This window comes from Phaeobacter sp. CC-HEC084, assembly GCF_059429255.1.
This window is the reverse complement of sequence record NZ_JCAIJQ010000005.1, coordinates 26315-45192: the sequence shown is the minus strand read 5'-3', so window position 1 is coordinate 45192 and position 18878 is coordinate 26315. Positions and strand designations below refer to the sequence as shown.

General features: G+C 57.0%; 17 protein-coding genes and 1 pseudogene. 8 read left to right on the top strand and 10 right to left on the bottom strand.

From position 1 onward, the window contains the following. Nucleotides 1–69 precede the first annotated feature (69 nt). Nucleotides 70–648, top strand: coding sequence for a hypothetical protein (locus AC5SSZ_RS16375; RefSeq protein WP_007120602.1), 579 nt, complete (start codon nucleotides 70–72; stop codon nucleotides 646–648). On the opposite strand, the gene AC5SSZ_RS16370 is transcribed toward AC5SSZ_RS16375, so the two are convergent. The 8 genes from AC5SSZ_RS16370 to AC5SSZ_RS16335 form a co-directional block, all read right to left on the bottom strand. Further along, entirely contained in the window at nucleotides 642–842 is a 201-nt protein-coding gene (locus tag AC5SSZ_RS16370; RefSeq protein WP_007120601.1) for a hypothetical protein, read from the bottom strand. The genes AC5SSZ_RS16375 and AC5SSZ_RS16370 overlap by 7 nt on opposite strands. Nucleotides 843–918: 76 nt before the next feature. After that, complete coding sequence (locus AC5SSZ_RS16365) at nucleotides 919–1128, bottom strand: helix-turn-helix domain-containing protein (RefSeq protein WP_007120600.1); 210 nt, start codon at nucleotides 1126–1128, stop codon at nucleotides 919–921. A gap of 323 nt (nucleotides 1129–1451) precedes the next feature. Further along, entirely contained in the window at nucleotides 1452–2651 is a 1200-nt protein-coding gene (pcaF, locus tag AC5SSZ_RS16360; RefSeq protein WP_007120599.1) for a 3-oxoadipyl-CoA thiolase, read from the bottom strand. Then, nucleotides 2648–3574, bottom strand: coding sequence for an FAD-binding protein (locus tag AC5SSZ_RS16355; protein WP_009827022.1), 927 nt, complete (start codon nucleotides 3572–3574; stop codon nucleotides 2648–2650). The genes pcaF and AC5SSZ_RS16355 overlap by 4 nt, the downstream gene beginning before the upstream one ends. Continuing rightward, entirely contained in the window at nucleotides 3574–4332 is a 759-nt protein-coding gene (locus AC5SSZ_RS16350) for an electron transfer flavoprotein subunit beta/FixA family protein (protein ID WP_009827023.1), read from the bottom strand. Before AC5SSZ_RS16350 ends, AC5SSZ_RS16355 begins: the two co-directional genes overlap by 1 nt. Nucleotides 4333–4408: 76 nt before the next feature. Beyond that, the gene (locus AC5SSZ_RS16345) at nucleotides 4409–5164 is read right to left on the bottom strand and encodes an SDR family NAD(P)-dependent oxidoreductase (RefSeq protein ID WP_037954867.1); all 756 of its coding nucleotides are present in this window, start codon (nucleotides 5162–5164) and stop codon (nucleotides 4409–4411) included. Nucleotides 5165–5236: 72 nt separating this feature from the next. After that, complete coding sequence (locus tag AC5SSZ_RS16340; protein ID WP_009827025.1) at nucleotides 5237–6874, bottom strand: flavin-containing monooxygenase; 1638 nt, start codon at nucleotides 6872–6874, stop codon at nucleotides 5237–5239. Between the two features lie 125 nt (nucleotides 6875–6999). Then, nucleotides 7000–7902: an alpha/beta hydrolase gene (locus AC5SSZ_RS16335; RefSeq protein ID WP_009827026.1), complete on the bottom strand. Its 903-nt coding sequence runs from the start codon at nucleotides 7900–7902 to the stop codon at nucleotides 7000–7002. Between the two features lie 252 nt (nucleotides 7903–8154). Between AC5SSZ_RS16335 and AC5SSZ_RS16330 the strand changes: the two are divergent. Further along, nucleotides 8155–9088: pseudogene (locus AC5SSZ_RS16330) on the top strand (IS5 family transposase). A gap of 75 nt (nucleotides 9089–9163) precedes the next feature. On the opposite strand, the gene AC5SSZ_RS16325 reads toward AC5SSZ_RS16330, so the two are convergent. Further along, the gene (locus tag AC5SSZ_RS16325) at nucleotides 9164–11245 is read right to left on the bottom strand and encodes an FAD-dependent oxidoreductase (RefSeq protein ID WP_197918802.1); all 2082 of its coding nucleotides are present in this window, start codon (nucleotides 11243–11245) and stop codon (nucleotides 9164–9166) included. An 8-nt stretch (nucleotides 11246–11253) separates the two neighbouring features. Beyond that, nucleotides 11254–12708 carry an NAD-dependent succinate-semialdehyde dehydrogenase gene (locus AC5SSZ_RS16320; RefSeq protein ID WP_232272174.1) on the bottom strand — a complete coding sequence of 485 codons (1455 nt, stop codon included), beginning with the start codon at nucleotides 12706–12708 and terminating at the stop codon, nucleotides 11254–11256. Nucleotides 12709–12879: 171 nt separating this feature from the next. Between AC5SSZ_RS16320 and AC5SSZ_RS16315 the strand changes: the two genes are divergently transcribed. The 6 genes from AC5SSZ_RS16315 to AC5SSZ_RS16290 all read left to right on the top strand — a co-directional run bounded on the left by AC5SSZ_RS16315 (nucleotide 12880) and on the right by AC5SSZ_RS16290 (nucleotide 18691). Then, nucleotides 12880–13674, top strand: coding sequence for an IclR family transcriptional regulator (locus tag AC5SSZ_RS16315; protein ID WP_007120594.1), 795 nt, complete (start codon nucleotides 12880–12882; stop codon nucleotides 13672–13674). Nucleotides 13675–13689: 15 nt separating this feature from the next. Further along, a complete protein-coding gene (locus AC5SSZ_RS16310) occupies nucleotides 13690–14850 on the top strand; it encodes an acyl-CoA dehydrogenase family protein (RefSeq protein WP_007120593.1) in 1161 nt (386 codons plus the stop codon). Between the two features lie 18 nt (nucleotides 14851–14868). Next, nucleotides 14869–16023 (top strand): iron-containing alcohol dehydrogenase, encoded by a 1155-nt coding sequence (locus AC5SSZ_RS16305; RefSeq protein ID WP_007120592.1) that lies wholly within the window; start codon nucleotides 14869–14871, stop codon nucleotides 16021–16023. After that, on the top strand, nucleotides 16023–17225 hold the full coding sequence (locus AC5SSZ_RS16300) for a CaiB/BaiF CoA transferase family protein (RefSeq protein WP_007120591.1): 1203 nt from the start codon (nucleotides 16023–16025) through the stop codon (nucleotides 17223–17225). The genes AC5SSZ_RS16305 and AC5SSZ_RS16300 overlap by 1 nt, the downstream gene beginning before the upstream one ends. Before the next feature lie 52 nt (nucleotides 17226–17277). Further along, entirely contained in the window at nucleotides 17278–18159 is an 882-nt protein-coding gene (locus AC5SSZ_RS16295; protein WP_232272173.1) for a helix-turn-helix domain-containing protein, read from the top strand. Between the two features lie 73 nt (nucleotides 18160–18232). Beyond that, entirely contained in the window at nucleotides 18233–18691 is a 459-nt protein-coding gene (locus AC5SSZ_RS16290) for an acyl-CoA thioesterase (RefSeq protein ID WP_007120589.1), read from the top strand. Nucleotides 18692–18878 lie beyond the last annotated feature (187 nt).

Genomic DNA, 18878 nt, shown 5'->3' with positions numbered 1-18878 from the left:
GTCAATACGACATATTGCAGAAAAATACATATTGCGCGATAGTCTGCGCAACTTTTGCGGGAGAGCGACATGAAGCGACAGGCGATGGCAGCGGCGATGGGGGTGATGGCGGTGTTCGGAGCCCCGGGGAAGGCGCAGGCCTATGACATCGACTGCGCCATCATGCTCTGCATGGCTGGCGGCTTCCCCCCGAGCGCAGTCTGTGCACGGGCCTATCGCACTATGATCCGCCGCATCACGCCCTGGCCGAGCCTGCCGCCCTTCGGGGTCTGCACCTTCGCACATGTGCCGGTCGAGCTGGGCGGGCCCGGCGGGGAGGGCGAGCTCGACACCACTCTGCCCGAATACGAATGGCTGAACCGCACCCATGTGATCTGGTTCACCGGTCAAGCCTATAGAGAAAGGGGAGGTGAACAGTATTGGGACTGGTCTCTCCGTTCCTGCGACCGAGAGAACCGCACCTGCCGGTACATCCAGCGGGTCTACCGATCCCACACGCCCTGGCCCGAGGCATTCGTATCGGAAGGCGGTCAGGAGATCGCCTATCCGACCGGCGGAGGTTCCTCGTACTTCTATTTGCGCAGTATCATGGTTGAATACGGCGACTACGAGGGCAACATGGGCCACTCGGAGTGGTTCTCCTACTGATCCGAACGGTCTGATGCCTTCAGGGAAACTGGGCGAAGCTCGACCAGACAAGCATCAAAGCGTTCTGGATCGACATGCCAGCGGCGGCTCACCGAGCCATCATTCCAACGGTAATCGGTGAACAGGTGAATCTCCTGCGCACCGTCGTTCAGAAACCCGTTCTGGAAGGGCCAGCCTGTCTTCTTCTTACCCATCGAACTCTCTGCACTCCATTTGACTACCTCTTGAGACGTTCCGCTCCAGGACGCATCAGGGGCTGGCAAAAACTGGCTAGCGTTTTGTGAAGAGCTCTGCTGGATCTACGTTCAGTGCTTTGGCGATACGTTCGAGAAGGTCGAGGGAGGCCGCGAACTTGGCGTTCTCGAGCTTGCCCATATGGCCGCGACTCACATCGGCCCGATGAGCAAGCTCCTCCTGGCTGAGGCTGCGGGCGCGTCTCAATTCCTGGATGTTTAGTGCTACACGGTCCCGCAAGTTCATGCCGTTGAAACGGACACGATGCGCGAAATATCGCCACGCGATATATGTTACATTCGGAAGTGCAGAGAAGAAATCTTGGGATGGCGCGAGATCGCCGGAATGGAATGCCTGCCGAAACGCAGGTCACGTGATGATCCGTCTCGCAAACATTATGGGCCGTTCAATCGTTCTTTCAGGAAAGGGCGGCACCGGAGAGAGGTTCCGGTACCGCCAGGGTATCGCCCACAGGGAGGTGGTAGAGGGCGAATTCTACACGGAAAATTTGGGGTCGACCAATAATCGCGTAATCATGATTATGGTAATTTTTAGGCTGTCACGGCACCTCAGACAGCTTCGAGTGCGATTGCAATTCCCTGTCCCACGCCAATACACATGGTCGACAACGACTTTTCTCCAGGTTTGAGGTCCAGCATCGCTGAGCCGGTGATGCGGGCACCCGACATGCCAAGCGGATGGCCGAGAGCAATAGCGCCGCCGTTTGGGTTCACGCGGGCATCATCATCCGCGATCCCCAGGTGCCGTAGTGTGGCCAGACCCTGCGAAGCAAAGGCTTCGTTAAGTTCGATCACCGAGAAGTCTTCTTGTTTCAGTCCAAGTCGCGCCATCAGCTTTTTCGACGCCGGTGCCGGCCCGAAACCCATGATGCGCGGTGCAACGCCGGCGGTTGCGCCGCCCAAGACCCTTGCGACCGGCGTGAGGCCAAATTTTTTTGCGACGTCGCTGGTGGCAAGGATCAATGCTGCGGCACCATCGTTCACGCCTGAAGAATTCCCTGCGGTTACCGTGCCATCCGCTTTTACGAAAGTTTTCAGTTGGGCGAGCGCTTCCAAAGTCGTACTCGCGCGAGGGTGTTCATCCTGTACGACGATCTTTGGCTCCCCCTTTCGCTGAGGAATCTCTACCGGGACAATTTCACGGGCCAAACGACCGTTCGCCATAGCAACGCTCGCCTTTTGCTGGGAATGTAGGGCGAAAGCATCTTGGTCGGCGCGGTTGATGCCGAAGACTTCAGCCACGTTTTCGGCCGTTTCAGGCATACTGTCGACGCCGTATTGGCTCTTCATCAGTCTATTGACGAAGCGCCAGCCGATGGTGGTGTCTTCCACACTATTCTCGCGCGAGAATACTGTTGTAGCTTTTGGCATCACAAACGGAGCACGCGACATGCTTTCCACACCACCTGCGACAATGAGATCGGCCTCTCCTGATTTGATAGCGCGGGCGGCCGTGATTATCGCATCCATGCCCGACCCGCACAACCGATTCATTGTTGTCCCCGGTACACAATCCGGAAATCCAGCTAGTAGAAGCGACATGCGAGCAACATTACGGTTGTCCTCTCCCGCTTGGTTGGCGCAGCCAAAAATCACTTCGTCAATGGTCGCTAGATCTAGCCCCGGGTTTCGGCTGGCCAAGGCCCTGAGTGGGATTGCGCCAAGATCGTCGGCTCGCACAGAAGAAAGCGCGCCGCCATAGCGACCGATTGGTGTGCGGATGTAATCGCAGATATAGACGTTTGTCATTCTTTGAGTGCCTTTGTCAGGTCCGGGACTGCGTCGAAGAGGTCTGCGACGAGGCCGTAATCGGCGATTTGGAAGATGGGGGCCTCTTCGTCCTTGTTGATGGCGACGATGACCTTACTGTCCTTCATCCCCGCAAGGTGTTGAATTGCCCCGGAAATCCCGACCGCGATATACAGCTCGGGCGCCACGACCTTGCCGGTCTGGCCGACCTGCCAGTCGTTCGGTGCGAACCCAGAGTCCACAGCCGCGCGCGAGGCGCCGACGGCAGCACCCAGTTTGTCCGCAAGTGCTTCAATAATCGCGAAATTTTCCTCGGAACCGACGCCGCGCCCGCCCGAGACCACGACCTTGGCCGAGGTCAGTTCCGGACGATCCGACGCCGCGACCTTGTCCTCGACCCAGGCGCTCAGGCCCGCGTTGCCGGCTGCTGCGATGGCCTCGACGGCGGCCGAGCCACCCTGGCCAGCCGCGTCGAAGGCGGTGGTGCGGACGGTCAGTAACTTCTTGGAATCGTTGGACTTTACCGTCTGCATCGCGTTGCCCGCGTAGATCGGGCGCTCGAACGTGGACCCGTCCAGGATGGCCGTCACGTCCGACAGAACCATCACATCCAGCAGCGCCGCAACGCGCGGCAGGATGTTTTTCGCGCTTGCCGTGGAGGGAGCAACGATATGTTCATAATTGCCTGCCAGGCTGACCACCAGATCGGCGACCGGCTCGGCCAGGCCGTTGGCGTAGGCCGCGTCATCCGCGACCACAACCTTCGCCACGCCGTCGATCTGCGACGCGGCCTGACCCGCAGCAGCAGGGCCCGCAACCAGAACGGTCACATCGCCCAGCGATTTGGCAGCGGTCACCGCCTTGGCGGTGGCGTCCAGCGCCAGCGCGCCACCGGCGATTTCTGCAAGGAGAAGAACAGCCATTACACGATCCCCTTTTCTTTCAGTTTCGACACCAGCTCGTCGACCGAGCCGACCATCTCGCCTGCCGACCGTGCGGCGGGCTCGGCGGTTTTCACAATCTCCAGGCGCGGGGTGACATCGACGCCGTAATCGGCGGCGGTCTTCTCATCCAGCGGCTTCTTCTTGGCCTTCATGATGTTGGGCAGCGAGGCATAGCGCGGCTCGTTCAGGCGCAAATCGGCGGTGACGATCGCCGGCAGCTTGACCTTGATCGTCTGCAACCCGCCATCCACTTCGCGGGTCACGACGGCATGATCGCCTTCGATCCCGACCTCGGAGGCATAGGTCGCCTGGCCCCAGCCCAGCAGCGCCGCCAGCATCTGGCCGGTGGCGTTCATGTCATTGTCGATCGCCTGCTTGCCCGCGATCACCAGGCCCGGCGCCTCGGCGTCGATCACGGCCTTCAGGATCTTGGCCACCGCCAGCGGCTCGATGTCCTGGTGCACGTCATCGGCGGCCACAACCAGGATCGCCCGGTCCGCGCCCATCGCCAGCGCCGTGCGCAGCGTTTCCTGCGCCTGCTTCACGCCGATCGAGACGACGACAACCTCGTCCGCCTTGCCCGCTTCCTTCAGCCGGATCGCCTCTTCGACCGCAATCTCGTCGAACGGGTTCATCGACATCTTCACATTCGCGAGATCAACTCCGCTCCCGTCCGCCTTAACGCGAACCTTCACGTTGTGGTCAATTAGGCGTTTTATAGGAGCAATTATTTTCATTGGCTTTTATCGTTTTCAAAATTTGCAATGGTGGTAACGGCCCGGATTCCGAGCCGTTACTCGGGATGGGTCCCTGTCAATTCGCAGTATAACCGCCATCTACTACAATCTCTGCTCCGTGAACGAACGATGACTCATCCGATGCGAGGAACAGGACCGCATTCGAAACCTCTTCAGGTTTGCTTGGTCGCTTGAGCAGCGTCGCCCCCAGAATTGCCTGCCGGGTAACTTCGTCGGCGTGTAGCAGATCTTTTGTCATGGGAGTATCGATGACACCGGGATGGATCGAATTCACGCGTATGCCACTTTCAGCCAGGTCGACTGCGCAGGATTTCGTCAACATCCGTACGGCGCCTTTGGATCCAATGTAGGCTCCCGCCGAAGCGGCTCCAACAATCCCATAGATTGAAGAAATATTGATAATAGATGCCTTTTCGGCCTCTTTCATCAATGGAACCGCGGCTCGGATGCCGAGATAAATACCGCGTACATTGACGTTGAACGTCATGTCAAATTCGTCAGGCGAGGTTTCGTGGAGCGGCTTAAGAATGAGAATGCCAGCGTTGTTCACTAGCACATCAAGCCGACCAGCACTTGATTGCACCGTAGAGATGACATTCTTCCAATCTTCTTCAAGCGTCACGTCATGTTGAATGAATTCCGCCTTCCCTCCGGCTTCAATGATACCTTTCACTACGCTTTCAGCCGCTTCCGTGTCACGGTCGGTTACAAATACATGCGCACCTTCACGTGCCAGCGTTTCACAATGGGCTTTTCCCATGCCCATCGCTCCACCTGTTACCAGTGCGACTTTTCCGAATACCCTTCCCAAATCTCTCTCCCTAGTTTTCATGAACAAATTTAATTGGTTCCGCCGGGGATTCTTGATGCCCGGCGGAATTCTTTACACCTTCTCGGCAGTGCGGTTGCGGATCAGGGATGTATAACCTTCCTCCTTCACTGCATTAATGGCATTTCGGTAATTGCCAATCCCGGCCATGTAGAACATTACTGCATTCTTCTTTCCGGGGATATTTGCGCCGAAGATCCAGCTTTCAGCTTTGGGGAAGAGTGTCATGTCGGCGATTTCACGACAGGTGCGAACCCAAGCATCGCGCGCTTCCACGGTTGGCTCCACATTTCGAACCCCCTCTTCTTCCACCGTGCAAATCGTGTCAGCGATCCATTCGACTTGCGTCTCAATGCTGGGGGGCAGGTTGGTGAAGGGGCCATTAGGGCCAAGGATCATGAAGAAGTTCGGGAAGTCGACCTCCATCATGCCGAGGTAACCGAGCGGGCCTTCCTTCCAAGTGTCGCGCATGGTCACGCCTCCGCGTCCGCGGAGGTCCATTTTGACGTAATTGCCGTCGACCGCATCGAAGCCAGTGGCAAAGATTACGATGTCAAGCTCATGCTCCTCGCCGCTTTCGAGACGTATGCCGTTCGGAGTGAACTCTGCGATCGGATCGGCCTTAACGTCGGCGAGGGTCACGTTGTCTCGGTTGTAGACCTCGTAATAGTTGTTTCCGCAAAGCGGGCGCTTGGCGTAAAGGTCCTTCGGCGTCAGTTTCTCTGCGACCTTGGGGTCCTTCACGATTTTCTTGATTTTGCCCTTGATGAAGTCAGCGGCCGCATCATTGGCCACTTGGCTGGTCGCAATATCGCAAAAGGTGCCAAACATGAAATAGAAACCACCGCCGCGCTGCCAGGCGGCTTCGAAGACCCGCTCCCGTTCTTCGGGGGAGGCGGTTTCGGCGGGCTTGACGCTTTCTTCGAAGCCGAAGGCCACAACAGAATTCTTCACTTGATTCCAGATACTATCGTAGTTTGCCTTTTGCTCTGCGATGGTAGCATCGTCTTGCGGGGTGTTCCCAATCGGCACGACATATTGTGCAGAGCGCTGAAAAACAGTCAGGTGTTTTGCAACTGGTGCCGTTGCTGTAATAACCTGCACACCGGTCGAGCCAGTGCCAATAATGCCCACGCGTTTGTTGCTCAAGTCCACGCCGTCGGGCCAGGCACCTGTGTGTAAGATACGGCCTTTGAAATCATCGATGCCCTTGAATTTTGGAACATTCGTTGCGGACAAGAGACCGAGGCCAGTGACAAGGTATTTGGCGGTAACTGTCTCACCACTATCAGTGATCACGTTCCAGAGACCGGTTTTTTCATTATAGTGCGCGCCGTCCACCTTGGTGTCGAACTTGTAGCTGCGTCGGAGATCGAGATGATCCGCCACCTCGTTCATGTATTCGAGGATCTCGGGCTGGGTCAGATACCGCGTTTTCCAGCGGCCTTTTTGAAGCAACTCTTTGTCAAAAGAATAGCGGTAGACATAGCTTTCCGTGTCCGACAGCGCACCGGGATATCGGTTCCACCACCAGGTGCCGCCAACGTCACTGGCGCTGTCATAGCCCCGGACGTTCAGTCCCTGCTCGTTGCGAAGTTTGTGGACGGCGTAAAGCCCGCCGAAGCCCGCGCCAATGACGACTGCGTCGTAATCCGCTCCGGATGTTTTAGTAATCTCAGTCTGAATGTTCATGTCACTCCTCCCAGAGTAAGACTGCTCCGCCCCGCAGTTTGCGGGTGAGATGGCAGATGAATGTGTCGTAGGGGTTTCTCTCGCACCGCACCGCACCGCACCGCAATGCAGTGCGAGTACAGGTGTCAGAGGGCCTGATACCATGCGGCGATGCGACCAAGTTCCTCGTTCGCCTCGGGCGCGCGTCCCGAAAGCGCGGGAAAGACATGCTGCATGCCTTCGACGATAGACAGGGTCACATTTACGCCCTGTGCCTTGGCCTTTTCGTGCAACCGCTCGGCATCGCTCCTAAGCGTCTCAGCCCCTCCGGCATTGATATAAAGCGGCGGGTAACCGGTGAAATCGTTCTCCAGAGGGTTGGCCAACGGATTTAGCTGATCAGTGCCTTCACCGAGGAACATTCCCGCCATCGCTTCGAGAATCGGTTTCCCGACTAGCGCATCGGTTTCCGCGTTGGTTTCCAGTGTTTCCCCGCGCATCGCCATGTCTAGCCAGGGCGAATATGCGATGACCGCTCCGGGCAGTGGCAGCCCAAGTTCGCGAAATTTCAGCACGCTGGCGATGGCAAGATTGCCGCCAGCACTGTCGCCAGCGGTCAGAATATTTCTTGCCTTGAAGCCCTTATCCAGCAATGCTGTGTACGCGGCTACCGCATCTTCGATCTGCGCCGGAAATGGGTGCTCGGGTGCGCGTCGATAGTGCAGGATCACCGACGTAACCCCAAGCACCTTAGCGAGGTGCCCTGCCATTTTCCGATGACTATCGGCTGAGCCGACGGCAAAGCCGCCACCATGAGTGTAAACAATTACACGCGAGGTATCGGCCCCGACAGGCAGTGCCCAGATAGCCTCGACTCCTCCGATATGATCGCTTTTGTAGCTAACGTTTTCCGGCTCTAGAGCAGGCTGCCCCCATTCATCGAACATGCTGCGCAAGTTCGCGATCGTCAGGTCTGGGTTCTCGACCATCTGATCGGTCCAATTCTGATAAAGCGCCCGCAGCGTATCCGCTTCTCTACTGATTTCCATATTTATCCTCCCAAGAGTAACATTTGGCAAAGCCACCACCTGACGTCGCCAATCTCGGAGGCGTCAAACGGTCTGAGGCGTACGCCAATGATCTCAGAGTAAGGGCGAAGAATGCACCGTGTATTGAACATACCTGCTTTGGAAATTGTATGATCTTGCTCAGCCTGTCGTGAGGCAGATATGCCTGCTACTAGGCTCTGTTGAACAAATTCCGTGCGGGATCCATCTTATGAACCCGGCTTGGTAGCCGGGGTGCATGAGCAGACTGCACCCCCGACCTACAACACCAGGAACTTGCGAGCCTACAATGAAGCGCTCAAGCGCCGGGGCGCTCTGGCAATCTGGTTCGACCCCGAAATGAGCTGGGAGGCCGCGCCGATAGGCAGTCGTGGCCGGCAGCAGACCTACAGCGATGCCTCCAGCCAGACCTGCCTTTCCATGAAGGTGTTATTCGGCATGGCGCTCCGGTAGACGACTGGGTTCGTCTAGAGCCTGCTGCAGCTGGTTGGTCTCGTCCGGACTGTGCCCGACTTCAGCACCCTGTCCCGGCGTCAGAAGACCCTGGCCGTGAACATCTCGAATCGCGGCTCCAAGGGGCCGCTGCACCTGCTGTCAGCACGCGTATCAAAGTCGCGGGCGAAGGCGAGTGGCACGCCCGCAAGCATGGTGGACCCAAACGGCGCGTCTGGACCGAGATCCATCTCGGGGTTGACGAGGAAACACTGGAGGTTCGCGCAGTGACGAGGTCACAGGGAGCCACATCGGCGATGCATGGGTTTTACCCGACCTCCTCAACCAGATCCCGGCGGACCAGTAGATCGGCAGTGTCATGGCTGACGGTGCCTACGACACACGGAAATGCCACGACGCAATTGCTGACCGTGGTGCCCACGCCGTTATCCCGCCACGCAAGAACGCAAAGCCATGGAAGACCATCACCGCCGGAGCCGTGGCGCGAAACGAGGCCCTGCGCGCGGCGAAGTGCCTGGCTCGCGCGCTCTGGCGACGATGGAGCGGATACCACCGCCGAAGCAGTGTCGAGACGAAAATGAACTGTGTCATGTCGCTGGGGCATCGCCTTATAGCGCGGGACTTTGACCGTCAGGTCGCGGCACTCCCAGTCCGCATCGCCGTCCTGAACGGATACACTGCACTCGGCATACCCGTTACGGAAGCTGTGGGATAAGTTTATCCGGGGAAAGGGCAACCACGGCCATCACCCCATTTGCAAAACAGACTCCCTCTACCACAGAAAGACAACTTATCTGCCGGTGATCGTGGGAAACATGCTGACATGTTCCTCCCCGGTCGCGAAAACTCTTTCTAAATAACGAGGCACCCTCCAGCCGCAAGGATCCTCTTTGACATGCGCGCTGAAGAGCGCGGTCAACCGATCCTTGCCGATATTTTTGGCGTGGTGCATCAGGCCTCCCCGCCAGCGGGGAAATCCGTAGCCGTGAATCATTACTAGGTCGATGTCTTGCGGTTTTTCTGCTACGCCTTCGTCAAGGATATCGCAGGCTTCCGCCACCATTGTGAGCAAGAGCCTTTCTACGATTTCGTCAGCTGAGAACTCGCGGCGAGTGAAGTTCATTTCTTCTGAGACACGGAGTATTTCGCTAGCGACCAGCTCCGAATGTGAGGGTTTGCCGTCTGGCCCATAGTCGTACCATCCGGCGCCCGATTTGCGTCCTAGGCGTTTGTGCTTTTCGACCAGCCGCTCGACCAAGGGCACGTGACCACAGCAGTTCCCTTCGGCAACTGCCTTGCGACGGATATTCGCGTAGGCGATGTCCAGCCCCGACATGTCCTGTGCAGCATATGGACCCATCGCCATACCGAATCCGCGCATAGCCGCGTCGATCTCGTCGACATTAGCCCCCTCCACCAGAAGGCGATTAGCGGCGCGACGGTAGCTCGACAAAATTCGGTTTCCGATGAAGCCATCGCAAACACCAGACAGTACCGGGATTTTACCAAGCCTGTGCGCCAGCACAAGTGCTGCACCTAATGTTCCGTCTGACGTTCGGTCGCTCCTGACGACTTCCAGAAGTTTCATAATATGCGCAGGACTGAAGAAATGCATCCCTACAAAGCGTGCCGGGTGTTTCAACCCATCAGAGAGCCGATTTACATCGAGATAGGATGTGTTTGTGGCAATGATGGTCTCGGGTGGCAGTGCGCCTTCGAGTTCGGTCAGGATCGCGGTCTTAACCGCAAAATCCTCGAAGGCCGCCTCGATTGCTAGATCGGTTGGTGGCAGAGCGTCATAGCCTGAGACCGTAACCAGCCGGTCTTCAACCGTCTTTGCCGCATCGACGGACAGAATACCGCGACTGATACCCTGATCAATCAGCTTTTGCAGGTTTTTACTGGCCCACTCGGCGGACGAGGCACTACGTTCGACGACAGTCACCGAGATCCCTGCGGTCGCCAGCGTGTACGCAATAGCTGCGCCCATATTGCCACCACCGACCACGATGGCGGTTTCAGCATCTCGGGAAGGTCGGGGGTAGGCGCGCCCCTTGTTGGTTGCGGTACGCTCGGTGAAGAAAACGTGCCTAAGGGCCCGCGCCTGATCCGAGGTACGAAGGTCCAAAAACGCAGAGCGCTCGCTGGCTAGTGCGTCGTGCAGCGGCGTCGTCGCACTGGTCGCGACTAGGTTCACCGCAACCTGCGGGGCATTCTGGCCAGGCATACGCCGCGCTACATGCGCTCGGGCGACTTCCGCTGCGACGTGGTTTGGCTTTGGTGAAGGAAGATTGTCGGGTGCCTGTGCCGCCTCAAGTACATCGTCATCGAGAGCTATGGCCGCGCCAAGCGGGTCATCGGCTAGCAGCTGGATCAGTCCCATTTTCAGTGCCTGCTCGGCGGAAACAGCCTTCCCGGTGACAATCATGTCAAGCGCAGCTTCAATACCGATAAGTCGCGGCAGTCTTTGGGTTCCCCCTGCGCCAGGCACGATCCCCAAGTTTACCTCTGGCAAGCCCAGTTTGGCAGAAGTTGAGGCGATGCGATAGCAGCAAGCCAGAGCAATCTCTAGTCCCCCACCAAGCGCAGCCCCGTTGATTGCTGCGATAGTAGGAATCGGGAGGTGTGCAAGTTGCATCAGCACATCATTTAGTTGTGGATCAACAGGCAACTTACCGAATTCCTTCGCATCCGCGCCCGCGACGAAGGTCGTTCCTGTGCCGGTGATAATCAGCCTGGTAGCCCCAGTTTCGAGGACTTTGAAGATACAGTGTTGTATTCCAGCCCGAACCTCCGCGTTGATTAGGTTAAGCGGCGAATTGTCTATGGTCAGAATTGCTGCGTCATTTGAGAAGCTTAATTCAACAGGCATGGGCATCCTCACAGCACTGGCGCGCGATTGCGCGAGATAAATTTGGTAATGAGATAGCCTTCGAAGGTTTCCGTCCCGCCTTCAGTCCCATAGCCGCTGTCTCTCACGCCTCCAAACGGAGTCTCGGGCAGAGCGAGGCCGAACTGGTTGATGCTTACCATACCTGCCTGCAAACCCGCAGCTGCTTTATCTGCACGCTCTAACGAATTGGTAAAGACATAGGACGCCAGCCCGAAGGGTAGCCCGTTGGCCCGCGACAGTCCGTCCTCTATGTCACGAAAAGACGAGACGACAGCAATCGGGCCGAAGGGTTCTTCGCGCATCAAGTCAATGTCGTCGTTGGGCGTATCGACGATTGTCGGGGCATAGAAGTTACCATGATTTCCAAGCCTTTTGCCTCCCGTCAACACCCGTGCGCCGTTTTCGCGGGCATCCTCGACGAGCTTTTCCATCGCATTCACGCGTCCGCGATGACACAATGGTCCCATCTGCGTGCCTTCGGCTAAACCAGCGCCCACCTTTACGCTCTCAAATGCTGAAACTAGTTCGGACAGAAATCGATCGTAGATGCCTTGTTGTACGTAAAACCGGGTTGGGGCGATGCACACCTGGCCTGCATTGCGCAGCTTGTTGACCGCCAAGGCGCGCGCCGCGGCCGTGGCATCGGTGTCGTCGAACACCAATACGGGCGCGTGACCGCCGAGCTCCATCGTCGCCCGCTTCATATGGCGGCCAGCCAATTCTGCCAGATGCTTGCCCACCTCGACCGAACCGGTGAAGGTGATTTTGCGCACCTCGGGGCGCGCAATTAGAGTTTCCGAAATGAAGGCCGCATTACCCCAGACAAGGTTCAGACAGCCTTCGGGCAATCCTGCATCCAGCAGATAGCGAGCAATTGCCATGCAACCCGCCGGAGCCTCTGCCGGGGCTTTTAAGATCATCGTGCAACCTGACGCAAGCGCCGCCGCGACCTTGCGTACCGCTTGGCTCAGCGGAAAATTCCAAGGCGTGATGGCAAGGCAGACGCCTATCGGTTCGCGCACGACAAGCTGCTGTACCCGCGGGCTGCGTGATGGAATGATGCGCCCATAAATGCGCCGACATTCCTCGGCGTGCCAGTCAACGTGGTCAGCCGAGGCGCGGACCTCAGCCAAAGCCTCAGCCAGCGGCTTGCCTTCATCGAGAGTGATCCAGCCAGCGATCAGTCTGTCATTTTGGCGCAGCAGGTCGGCAAACCGCCGCAAAATCGCACTTCGTTCCATGGGAGAGCTGTTTTTCCATCGGCGAAAAGCTGATTCGGCCGAGTGAACCGCATGGTCTAGATCTGCGGCGCTAGCCTGCGGAATCTGTCCGATAGTTTGCCCGTTTGCAGGGTTTATGACTGCACGATCCTCTGGCGTGGGAGAAGCGATCCAGTCTCGTCCGATGAGGTGCTGGATGGTCGGATAATTCATTTCTTTCATGGCATTATGCCCTCGCTTAGTTGTGTCATCCGCAGGATCCGGCACGAATGGGACTAGGTGGACGACCTTAATTTTCCGCATAGCGGGAAAGTTTACCGCAGTATTGACTCGGACGTTATCGATCGTTTAGGTGTGTTTCAAGACGCATAATTCTTTCCGAGGAGGGATATCGTGAGACCAAGGAAAGACCGCACCAAGGATGCCGAGAAACAGGATCGCGATTTTGTCACGGCGTTGGCGCGCGGCTTGGAGCTGTTGCGGGCCTTTCGGCGGGAAGGGGAGGCTCTGGGGAACGGTGAGTTGGCCGAGCGCACTGGCCTGAGCAGATCGACGGTCTCCCGGCTGGCCTATACACTGAACAAGCTGGAATACCTCAGCTACGACCCGGATACAGCACGTTATCGACTGGCCCCTCCAGTGCTTTCGTTGGGTTTCTCCTGCCTTGCAGGGATTCCGCTGCGGCAACTGGCGAAGCCCTTTATGCAGGAGCTGGCTGATTACACAGGCATGCCGGTGGCCATGGCCAGTCGTGACCGGCTATCGATGGTCTATCTGGAGCGGTGCAAGGGCACTAATGCCGTCACGCTGGCGATCGAGGTTGGTGCCCATATTAAACTGGCCACGACCGCGGTTGGTCGCGCCTGCATAGCGGCGCACGACCCGGATGAGCGGGCCAGAATTCTGGCCCTTGTGGAGGAACATGAAGGCGACAACTGGCCGAATGTGCAGCCCGGAATCGAAGCAGCTATCGCAGACTACCAACAGCACGGTTACTGCACGTCCTTCACGGAGTGGAAACGTGATGTGAACGCTGTAGCGGTGCCCTTCGTGCCGAAGGACGGCTCACCCATTATTGCCTTCAACTGCGGTGGCCCTTCGCAAACCCTTACGCGCGACTGGATCGAAAGCGACGTCGCGCACCGCCTTGTCGATCTTGTCCGCCGCGTTGCGGCGGTCGCACCCTGAACAATAGAGAGCATCATGGCCCTTGATAAAGATACCCTTTCCCAGTTTCTCGACGCGCTCGACCGCTTCGTGAAAGAGCGACTAATCCCTTACGAGGATCGCGTCGCCGACGAGGATGTGATTCCGCCGATGCTGGTCGATGAAATCCGCATGATGGGCCTTTTCGGCATGTCGATCCCGGAAGATTTCGGCGGGCTCGGCTTGTCGATGATAGAGGAAGTGCAAGCCGCTTTCGTTCTTGGCCAGGCTTCGCCTGCGTTCCGGTCGCTAGTTGGCACCAACAACGGGATCGGCTCTCAGGGAATCATCATCGATGGAACCGACGAGCAGAAGGCGCAGTATCTACCAGCTCTCGCGTCCGGAGATATGATCGCATCCTTCGCCCTAACCGAGCCAGATGCTGGGTCGGATGCTGGCAGTCTGCGCACTACGGCGCGGCGTGACGGTAACGATTTCCTTCTGAACGGCACGAAACGCTACATTACCAATGCACCGCGTGCCGATCTATTCACGGTTTTTGCCCGGACCAATCCAGAGGCGGAAGGTTCTGCCGGCGTAAGCGCCTTTCTCGTCGAGGCAGGGACGCCAGGCATAACGCTTGGCCAGCCTGACAGGAAGATGGGGCAGAAGGGCTCGCACACATGCGACGTCATCCTTGACAATGTCCGCGTGCCTGCCGCGAACATTATCGGCGGGCCGGACCGTCTGAACAAGGGCTTTAAGACAGCAATGAAAGTCCTTGACCGGGGCCGACTGCATATTTCTGCCGTCTGTGTGGGCGCCGCCGAACGGCTGATCCGTGACAGCCTATCCTATGCGATGGAACGCAAACAATTCGGTGAACCCATCGCTGAAAAGCAACTGATCCAAGCCATGCTGGCTGACAGTCGCGCCGAGGCCTTCGCAGCGCGTTGCATGATCGAAGAAACAGCACGCCGCAAGGACGCTGGTCAGAACGTGTCGACTGATGCTGCCTGCTGCAAGATGTTTGCCAGTGAGATGGTAGGTCGAGTGGCCGATCGCGCAGTGCAAATCCACGGCGGTGCAGGATACATGGCCGAATATGCGGTCGAGCGCTTCTATCGCGATGTGCGTCTCTTCCGCATCTACGAGGGGACAACCCAGATTCAGCAAATACTGATCGCGCGGAATATGATCCGCACTGCAGCAGCTTAACAGGAGCGAAGACAAACTATGGACTTCAATTTCCTTTCCACCCCGAGGATCGTCTGCGAGAGCGGTGGGCTTGGCCGGATCGGCAGCCTGATGCAAGATTTGTCTTGCACCCGTGCGCTGGTCGTGACGGACCCGGGCATATTGGCCTGTGGTTTTGCGGACGAGGCAGCCGCCTCACTTAGGGCTGCTGGCATCGAGGTTGAGATTTTTCATAAAGTCGAAGCGGACCCCCCGATCGCTGTCGTCGAGGCCGCGGTAGAGGTCGCGCGGGCCTTTGGTGCTGACGGAATCATCGGACTTGGCGGCGGCAGTTCACTGGACACTGCCAAGGTCATCGCAGCGGCGGTAGCCAACGATCAACCGATTACGGACATGATCGGGATTAATCAGGTCACCGATAAACGCTTGCCACTGATCCAGGTGCCAACCACGGCAGGGACCGGATCAGAGGTAACATGGGTGTCCGTGCTGACTTCGGAAAGCCACGAAAAAAAAGCGGTATATGCACCGCAGCTTCTGCCTGACGTTGCCTTGCTAGATGCAAAGCTAACATTGGGAATGCCTCGTCACATCACAGCGGCCACGGCGTTAGACGCAATGGTTCACGCCATTGAGGCAGTAACCAGTCGCACCAGAAAGAATCCCATTTCCGATGGAATGGCGGACAAAGCGCTGGTGCTTCTCGGTCAGAACTTACCAATCGTCATGGAAACGCCTTCGGACCTGTCAGCGCGAGAGGCCATGCTGTTGGGGGCGACACTGGCTGGGATGGCCTTCATTAATGCCAGCGTGGGGGCGATTCATGCCTTGTCATACCCACTTGGAACAGGTTTCAAGGTTCCTCACGGGCACGCAAACGCTCTGGTCGCAGGACCAGTGATGAGGTTCAACATGCCCGTTGCAGAAGCTGAATATGCTCGTCTATCGCGGTTACTACTGCCCTCGCGGCCTTTCAACTCTGATGCGGCTGCGGCCCATGGCCTGATCGACGAGATGGAACGGATGCTAGTCGAAAGCGGACTTGAGTCTCGACTTTCTGGTGTCGGAGTGACCGAGGCAGCCATTCCCGGAATGGCTAATGAGGTCGTGACCGGTATCACGCGATTGCTGGAGACCAACCCGCGCGACATGACAGCCGAAGATGTGTCGCGCCTCTATCAGGAGGCGCTTTGATGGCTGGCTCATTGGACGGGATCAAGGTGGTCGACCTCAGCCGCGTGCTGGGCGGGCCTTACTGCACCCAAATGCTTGCGGATCATGGCGCTGAGGTCATCAAGGTGGAGCCGCCTCTGGGCGACGAGACCCGCAGTTGGGGCCCGCCTTTCAATGATGAACTCAGCGCTTATTTCTCTGGCGCCAACCGCAACAAGCGGTCCATCGCTATCGATCTGCAGCAACCGGAAGGGCGCGACCTGATTTTGCGGTTTCTTCAGGATGCGGATGTTTTAGTTCACAATTTTAAGTCTGGTACTCTTGAAAAATGGGGGCTTGGTTATGCTGATGTTCTCAGGGCACGTTTTCCTAGACTGGTACTCTGCCATGTGACTGGATTTGGTTCCGATGGCCCACTTGGCGGTTTTCCCGGCTATGACGCCGTGGTACAAGCTATGACGGGCCTCATGAGCATCAACGGCAATCCCTCCGAAGGCCCGACACGCATGGGTACGCCCATCGTGGACATCGGCACCGGTCTGATCGCCTGTAACGCTATTCTCGCCGCACTTTTGGAACGGGGCCGGTCCGGATTGGGCCAAGCCATCGAAGTGCCGCTATATGATTGCGCGATCAGCATGATGCATCCCCAAGCGGCTAATTCCCTCATGTCCGGACAGATACCAATGGCGACCGGCAATGGGCATCCAAATATCGTACCATACGACATGTTCGAAACAAGTAATGGCAAACTCTATCTGGCTATCGGTAACAATGGTCAGTTCGCAAAACTCTGTGACGTGCTTGGCCTACCTGAGGTGCCCTGCGATCCACGATTTGCCGACAATGCCGCGCGTCTTGCGCATCGGTCAGAGATGACAGAGGTCTTGTCAGAGTGCCTGGTGCAACATGACGCCTTCAAACTTGAGCCGGTGCTTTTGAAAGCTGGGATTCCCGCCGGAGTCGTTCGGAATGTGAATGAAGCGTTGGAGCATCCACACACCCGACATCGCGGCATGGTGGTATCAGTTGGCACCTACCGCGGCACCGGCGTGCCAGCACGCTTGTCGCGTACCCCCGGAGCGGTTCGCGCGGCACCGCCTCGCTTCGGGCAGCATAGTAGGGAGTTGCTTAGCGAGGCTGGACTGACAGAAGCTGAAATCGATAGATTGACTCAAGCGAATATCGTTCGAGAAGAACCGCGGATGCGCGAGACGACCTAAGCCGAAATTTCAGCTCAAGCGGACGATCGTGAAAAAGTTCAGGGAGGCCAAGATGGAAAGACTGCTCATATCACCGGACCGGATACCCGAATGGATTCCCGGCACGACTACGTTGGACAGTTCCGGGTGCAACTGGAACGGCATTACCCTGAAGGGCTATCGTTATGAGCGACAAGACGCGGCAATTCCCCCCATGCGCGACTATATGATTGTTGCATATGATGGCGCGCCAACCACTATGCGCCGCACGAGTGGCGGCCCATGGCAAAGCGCGCGCGTAGAGAAAGGTAGGATTTCCTTGCTCACGCGTGCAGAGGAATCCACTTGGAGTTGGTCCGAGCCTATCACGGTTAGACACGTCTATCTCAGTCACAGTGAACTCGAAAACACGGCCCTTTCGGTCTTTGATCGTGACCCGAAGTCCATTGAGATCAATGATTGTCTGTCTGCGAAGGACCCCTGTATCCTGAACTGCATCCAATTGCTAGAGAATGAGCTAAAGAACGGTGGAATCGGCCAGAGATTGATCATCGACGCCCTGCGCATCCAGATCGCCGTTCACCTTCTGCGTCAGTACGCCAAGGTCTCTTTGACCAGCGACGCAAACTCGAACTTCAGCCCTGCTCAAAGGCAGAGAATCATCGATCTCGTTGAAAGCTGCTTAGGTGAAAACCTCAGTCTGGAAGACATGGCCGCATCTATCGGTTTCAGCCAGTTTCACTTTTCGCGTCAGTTCAAGGCGGAGTTTGGGTTGGCACCGTATGCATATGTTTTGCGCAAGCGAATATCGAAGGCCCAGGAGATGCTGAGAAAGGGTAATGCCCCCCTGAAAGTGGTCGCGCTTGACTGCGGTTTTGCAGATCAGAGTCATTTTAGTCGAACTTTTCGAAAAATGACAGGCGCGACCCCCGCCGAATTCCGGCGCATGGCATAATTACCGGAAAACTATTCCTTCCTATCGCTGTCACGCACCAGAGACAAAGAAATGTTGAGCCCGTAACGCTGCAATGAATGTACCAGAAACAGAATTTAAACCACGATTTGCCTTCGAACGCAGGATTTTCTTTGGCGACTGTGACCAGCTGGGAATCGCCTTTACTGGCCGGATCACGAATTTCGCGCTGGAAGCGATCGAGACTTTCTGGGACGATTTGCTTTCAGGCCGGGGCTGGCTTTTTCTACTCACGGAAAGAAACACGGCCATGCCTTTTGTCTCTATGGACCTACAATTCCATGCGCCGGTGAAAGCAGGCGCGAACCTAGCATGCGAGGTCTATGTGGTCCATGTCGGGGAAAGTTCAGTTGGTCTAAAAGTTGTCGGCCGTCAGCATGACTTGATTTGCTTCGAATGCGAAACGAAGTCAGTTTTCCGAGATGCTTCAACATTTGGAAAAGTCAAAATTGAAAGCTCAATTCGGCAGATTTTGCTCGCGGAAGTGGGTTCGGAAAATCAAACAGTGAGCTAGCAACCTTTGAGGTTGCCGCCTGTAATCAAAGAGGTTTTTCGCCCCGTTTGCGTGTGACCGAGTGCAAATTTCTATCTGGCCTTCAAGAATGGCATTTTGAAAAGCCGCGGCCAGAGACGAAGGTCAGCGGATGAGGTCTGAAGTGGTCCCAGGAAACCGGACAGTCAGCTAAGGTGTTTCCCGAACC

What these genes read in the sequence shown, in the direction of transcription:
- AC5SSZ_RS16295 (WP_232272173.1), top strand. Translation starts at nt 17,278, where the DNA reads ATGGAAAGACTGCTCATATCACCGGACCGGATACCCGAATGGATTCCC.
- AC5SSZ_RS16365 (WP_007120600.1), bottom strand. Translation starts at nt 1,128, where the DNA reads ATGAACTTGCGGGACCGTGTAGCACTAAACATCCAGGAATTGAGACGC.
- AC5SSZ_RS16305 (WP_007120592.1), top strand. Translation starts at nt 14,869, where the DNA reads ATGGACTTCAATTTCCTTTCCACCCCGAGGATCGTCTGCGAGAGCGGT.
- pcaF (WP_007120599.1), bottom strand. Translation starts at nt 2,651, where the DNA reads ATGACAAACGTCTATATCTGCGATTACATCCGCACACCAATCGGTCGC.
- AC5SSZ_RS16290 (WP_007120589.1), top strand. Translation starts at nt 18,233, where the DNA reads ATGAATGTACCAGAAACAGAATTTAAACCACGATTTGCCTTCGAACGC.
- AC5SSZ_RS16325 (WP_197918802.1), bottom strand. Translation starts at nt 11,245, where the DNA reads ATGCCTGTTGAATTAAGCTTCTCAAATGACGCAGCAATTCTGACCATA.
- AC5SSZ_RS16310 (WP_007120593.1), top strand. Translation starts at nt 13,690, where the DNA reads ATGGCCCTTGATAAAGATACCCTTTCCCAGTTTCTCGACGCGCTCGAC.
- AC5SSZ_RS16375 (WP_007120602.1), top strand. Translation starts at nt 70, where the DNA reads ATGAAGCGACAGGCGATGGCAGCGGCGATGGGGGTGATGGCGGTGTTC.
- AC5SSZ_RS16355 (WP_009827022.1), bottom strand. Translation starts at nt 3,574, where the DNA reads ATGGCTGTTCTTCTCCTTGCAGAAATCGCCGGTGGCGCGCTGGCGCTG.
- AC5SSZ_RS16370 (WP_007120601.1), bottom strand. Translation starts at nt 842, where the DNA reads ATGGGTAAGAAGAAGACAGGCTGGCCCTTCCAGAACGGGTTTCTGAAC.
- AC5SSZ_RS16300 (WP_007120591.1), top strand. Translation starts at nt 16,023, where the DNA reads ATGGCTGGCTCATTGGACGGGATCAAGGTGGTCGACCTCAGCCGCGTG.
- AC5SSZ_RS16350 (WP_009827023.1), bottom strand. Translation starts at nt 4,332, where the DNA reads ATGAAAATAATTGCTCCTATAAAACGCCTAATTGACCACAACGTGAAG.
- AC5SSZ_RS16340 (WP_009827025.1), bottom strand. Translation starts at nt 6,874, where the DNA reads ATGAACATTCAGACTGAGATTACTAAAACATCCGGAGCGGATTACGAC.
- AC5SSZ_RS16335 (WP_009827026.1), bottom strand. Translation starts at nt 7,902, where the DNA reads ATGGAAATCAGTAGAGAAGCGGATACGCTGCGGGCGCTTTATCAGAAT.
- AC5SSZ_RS16320 (WP_232272174.1), bottom strand. Translation starts at nt 12,708, where the DNA reads ATGAAAGAAATGAATTATCCGACCATCCAGCACCTCATCGGACGAGAC.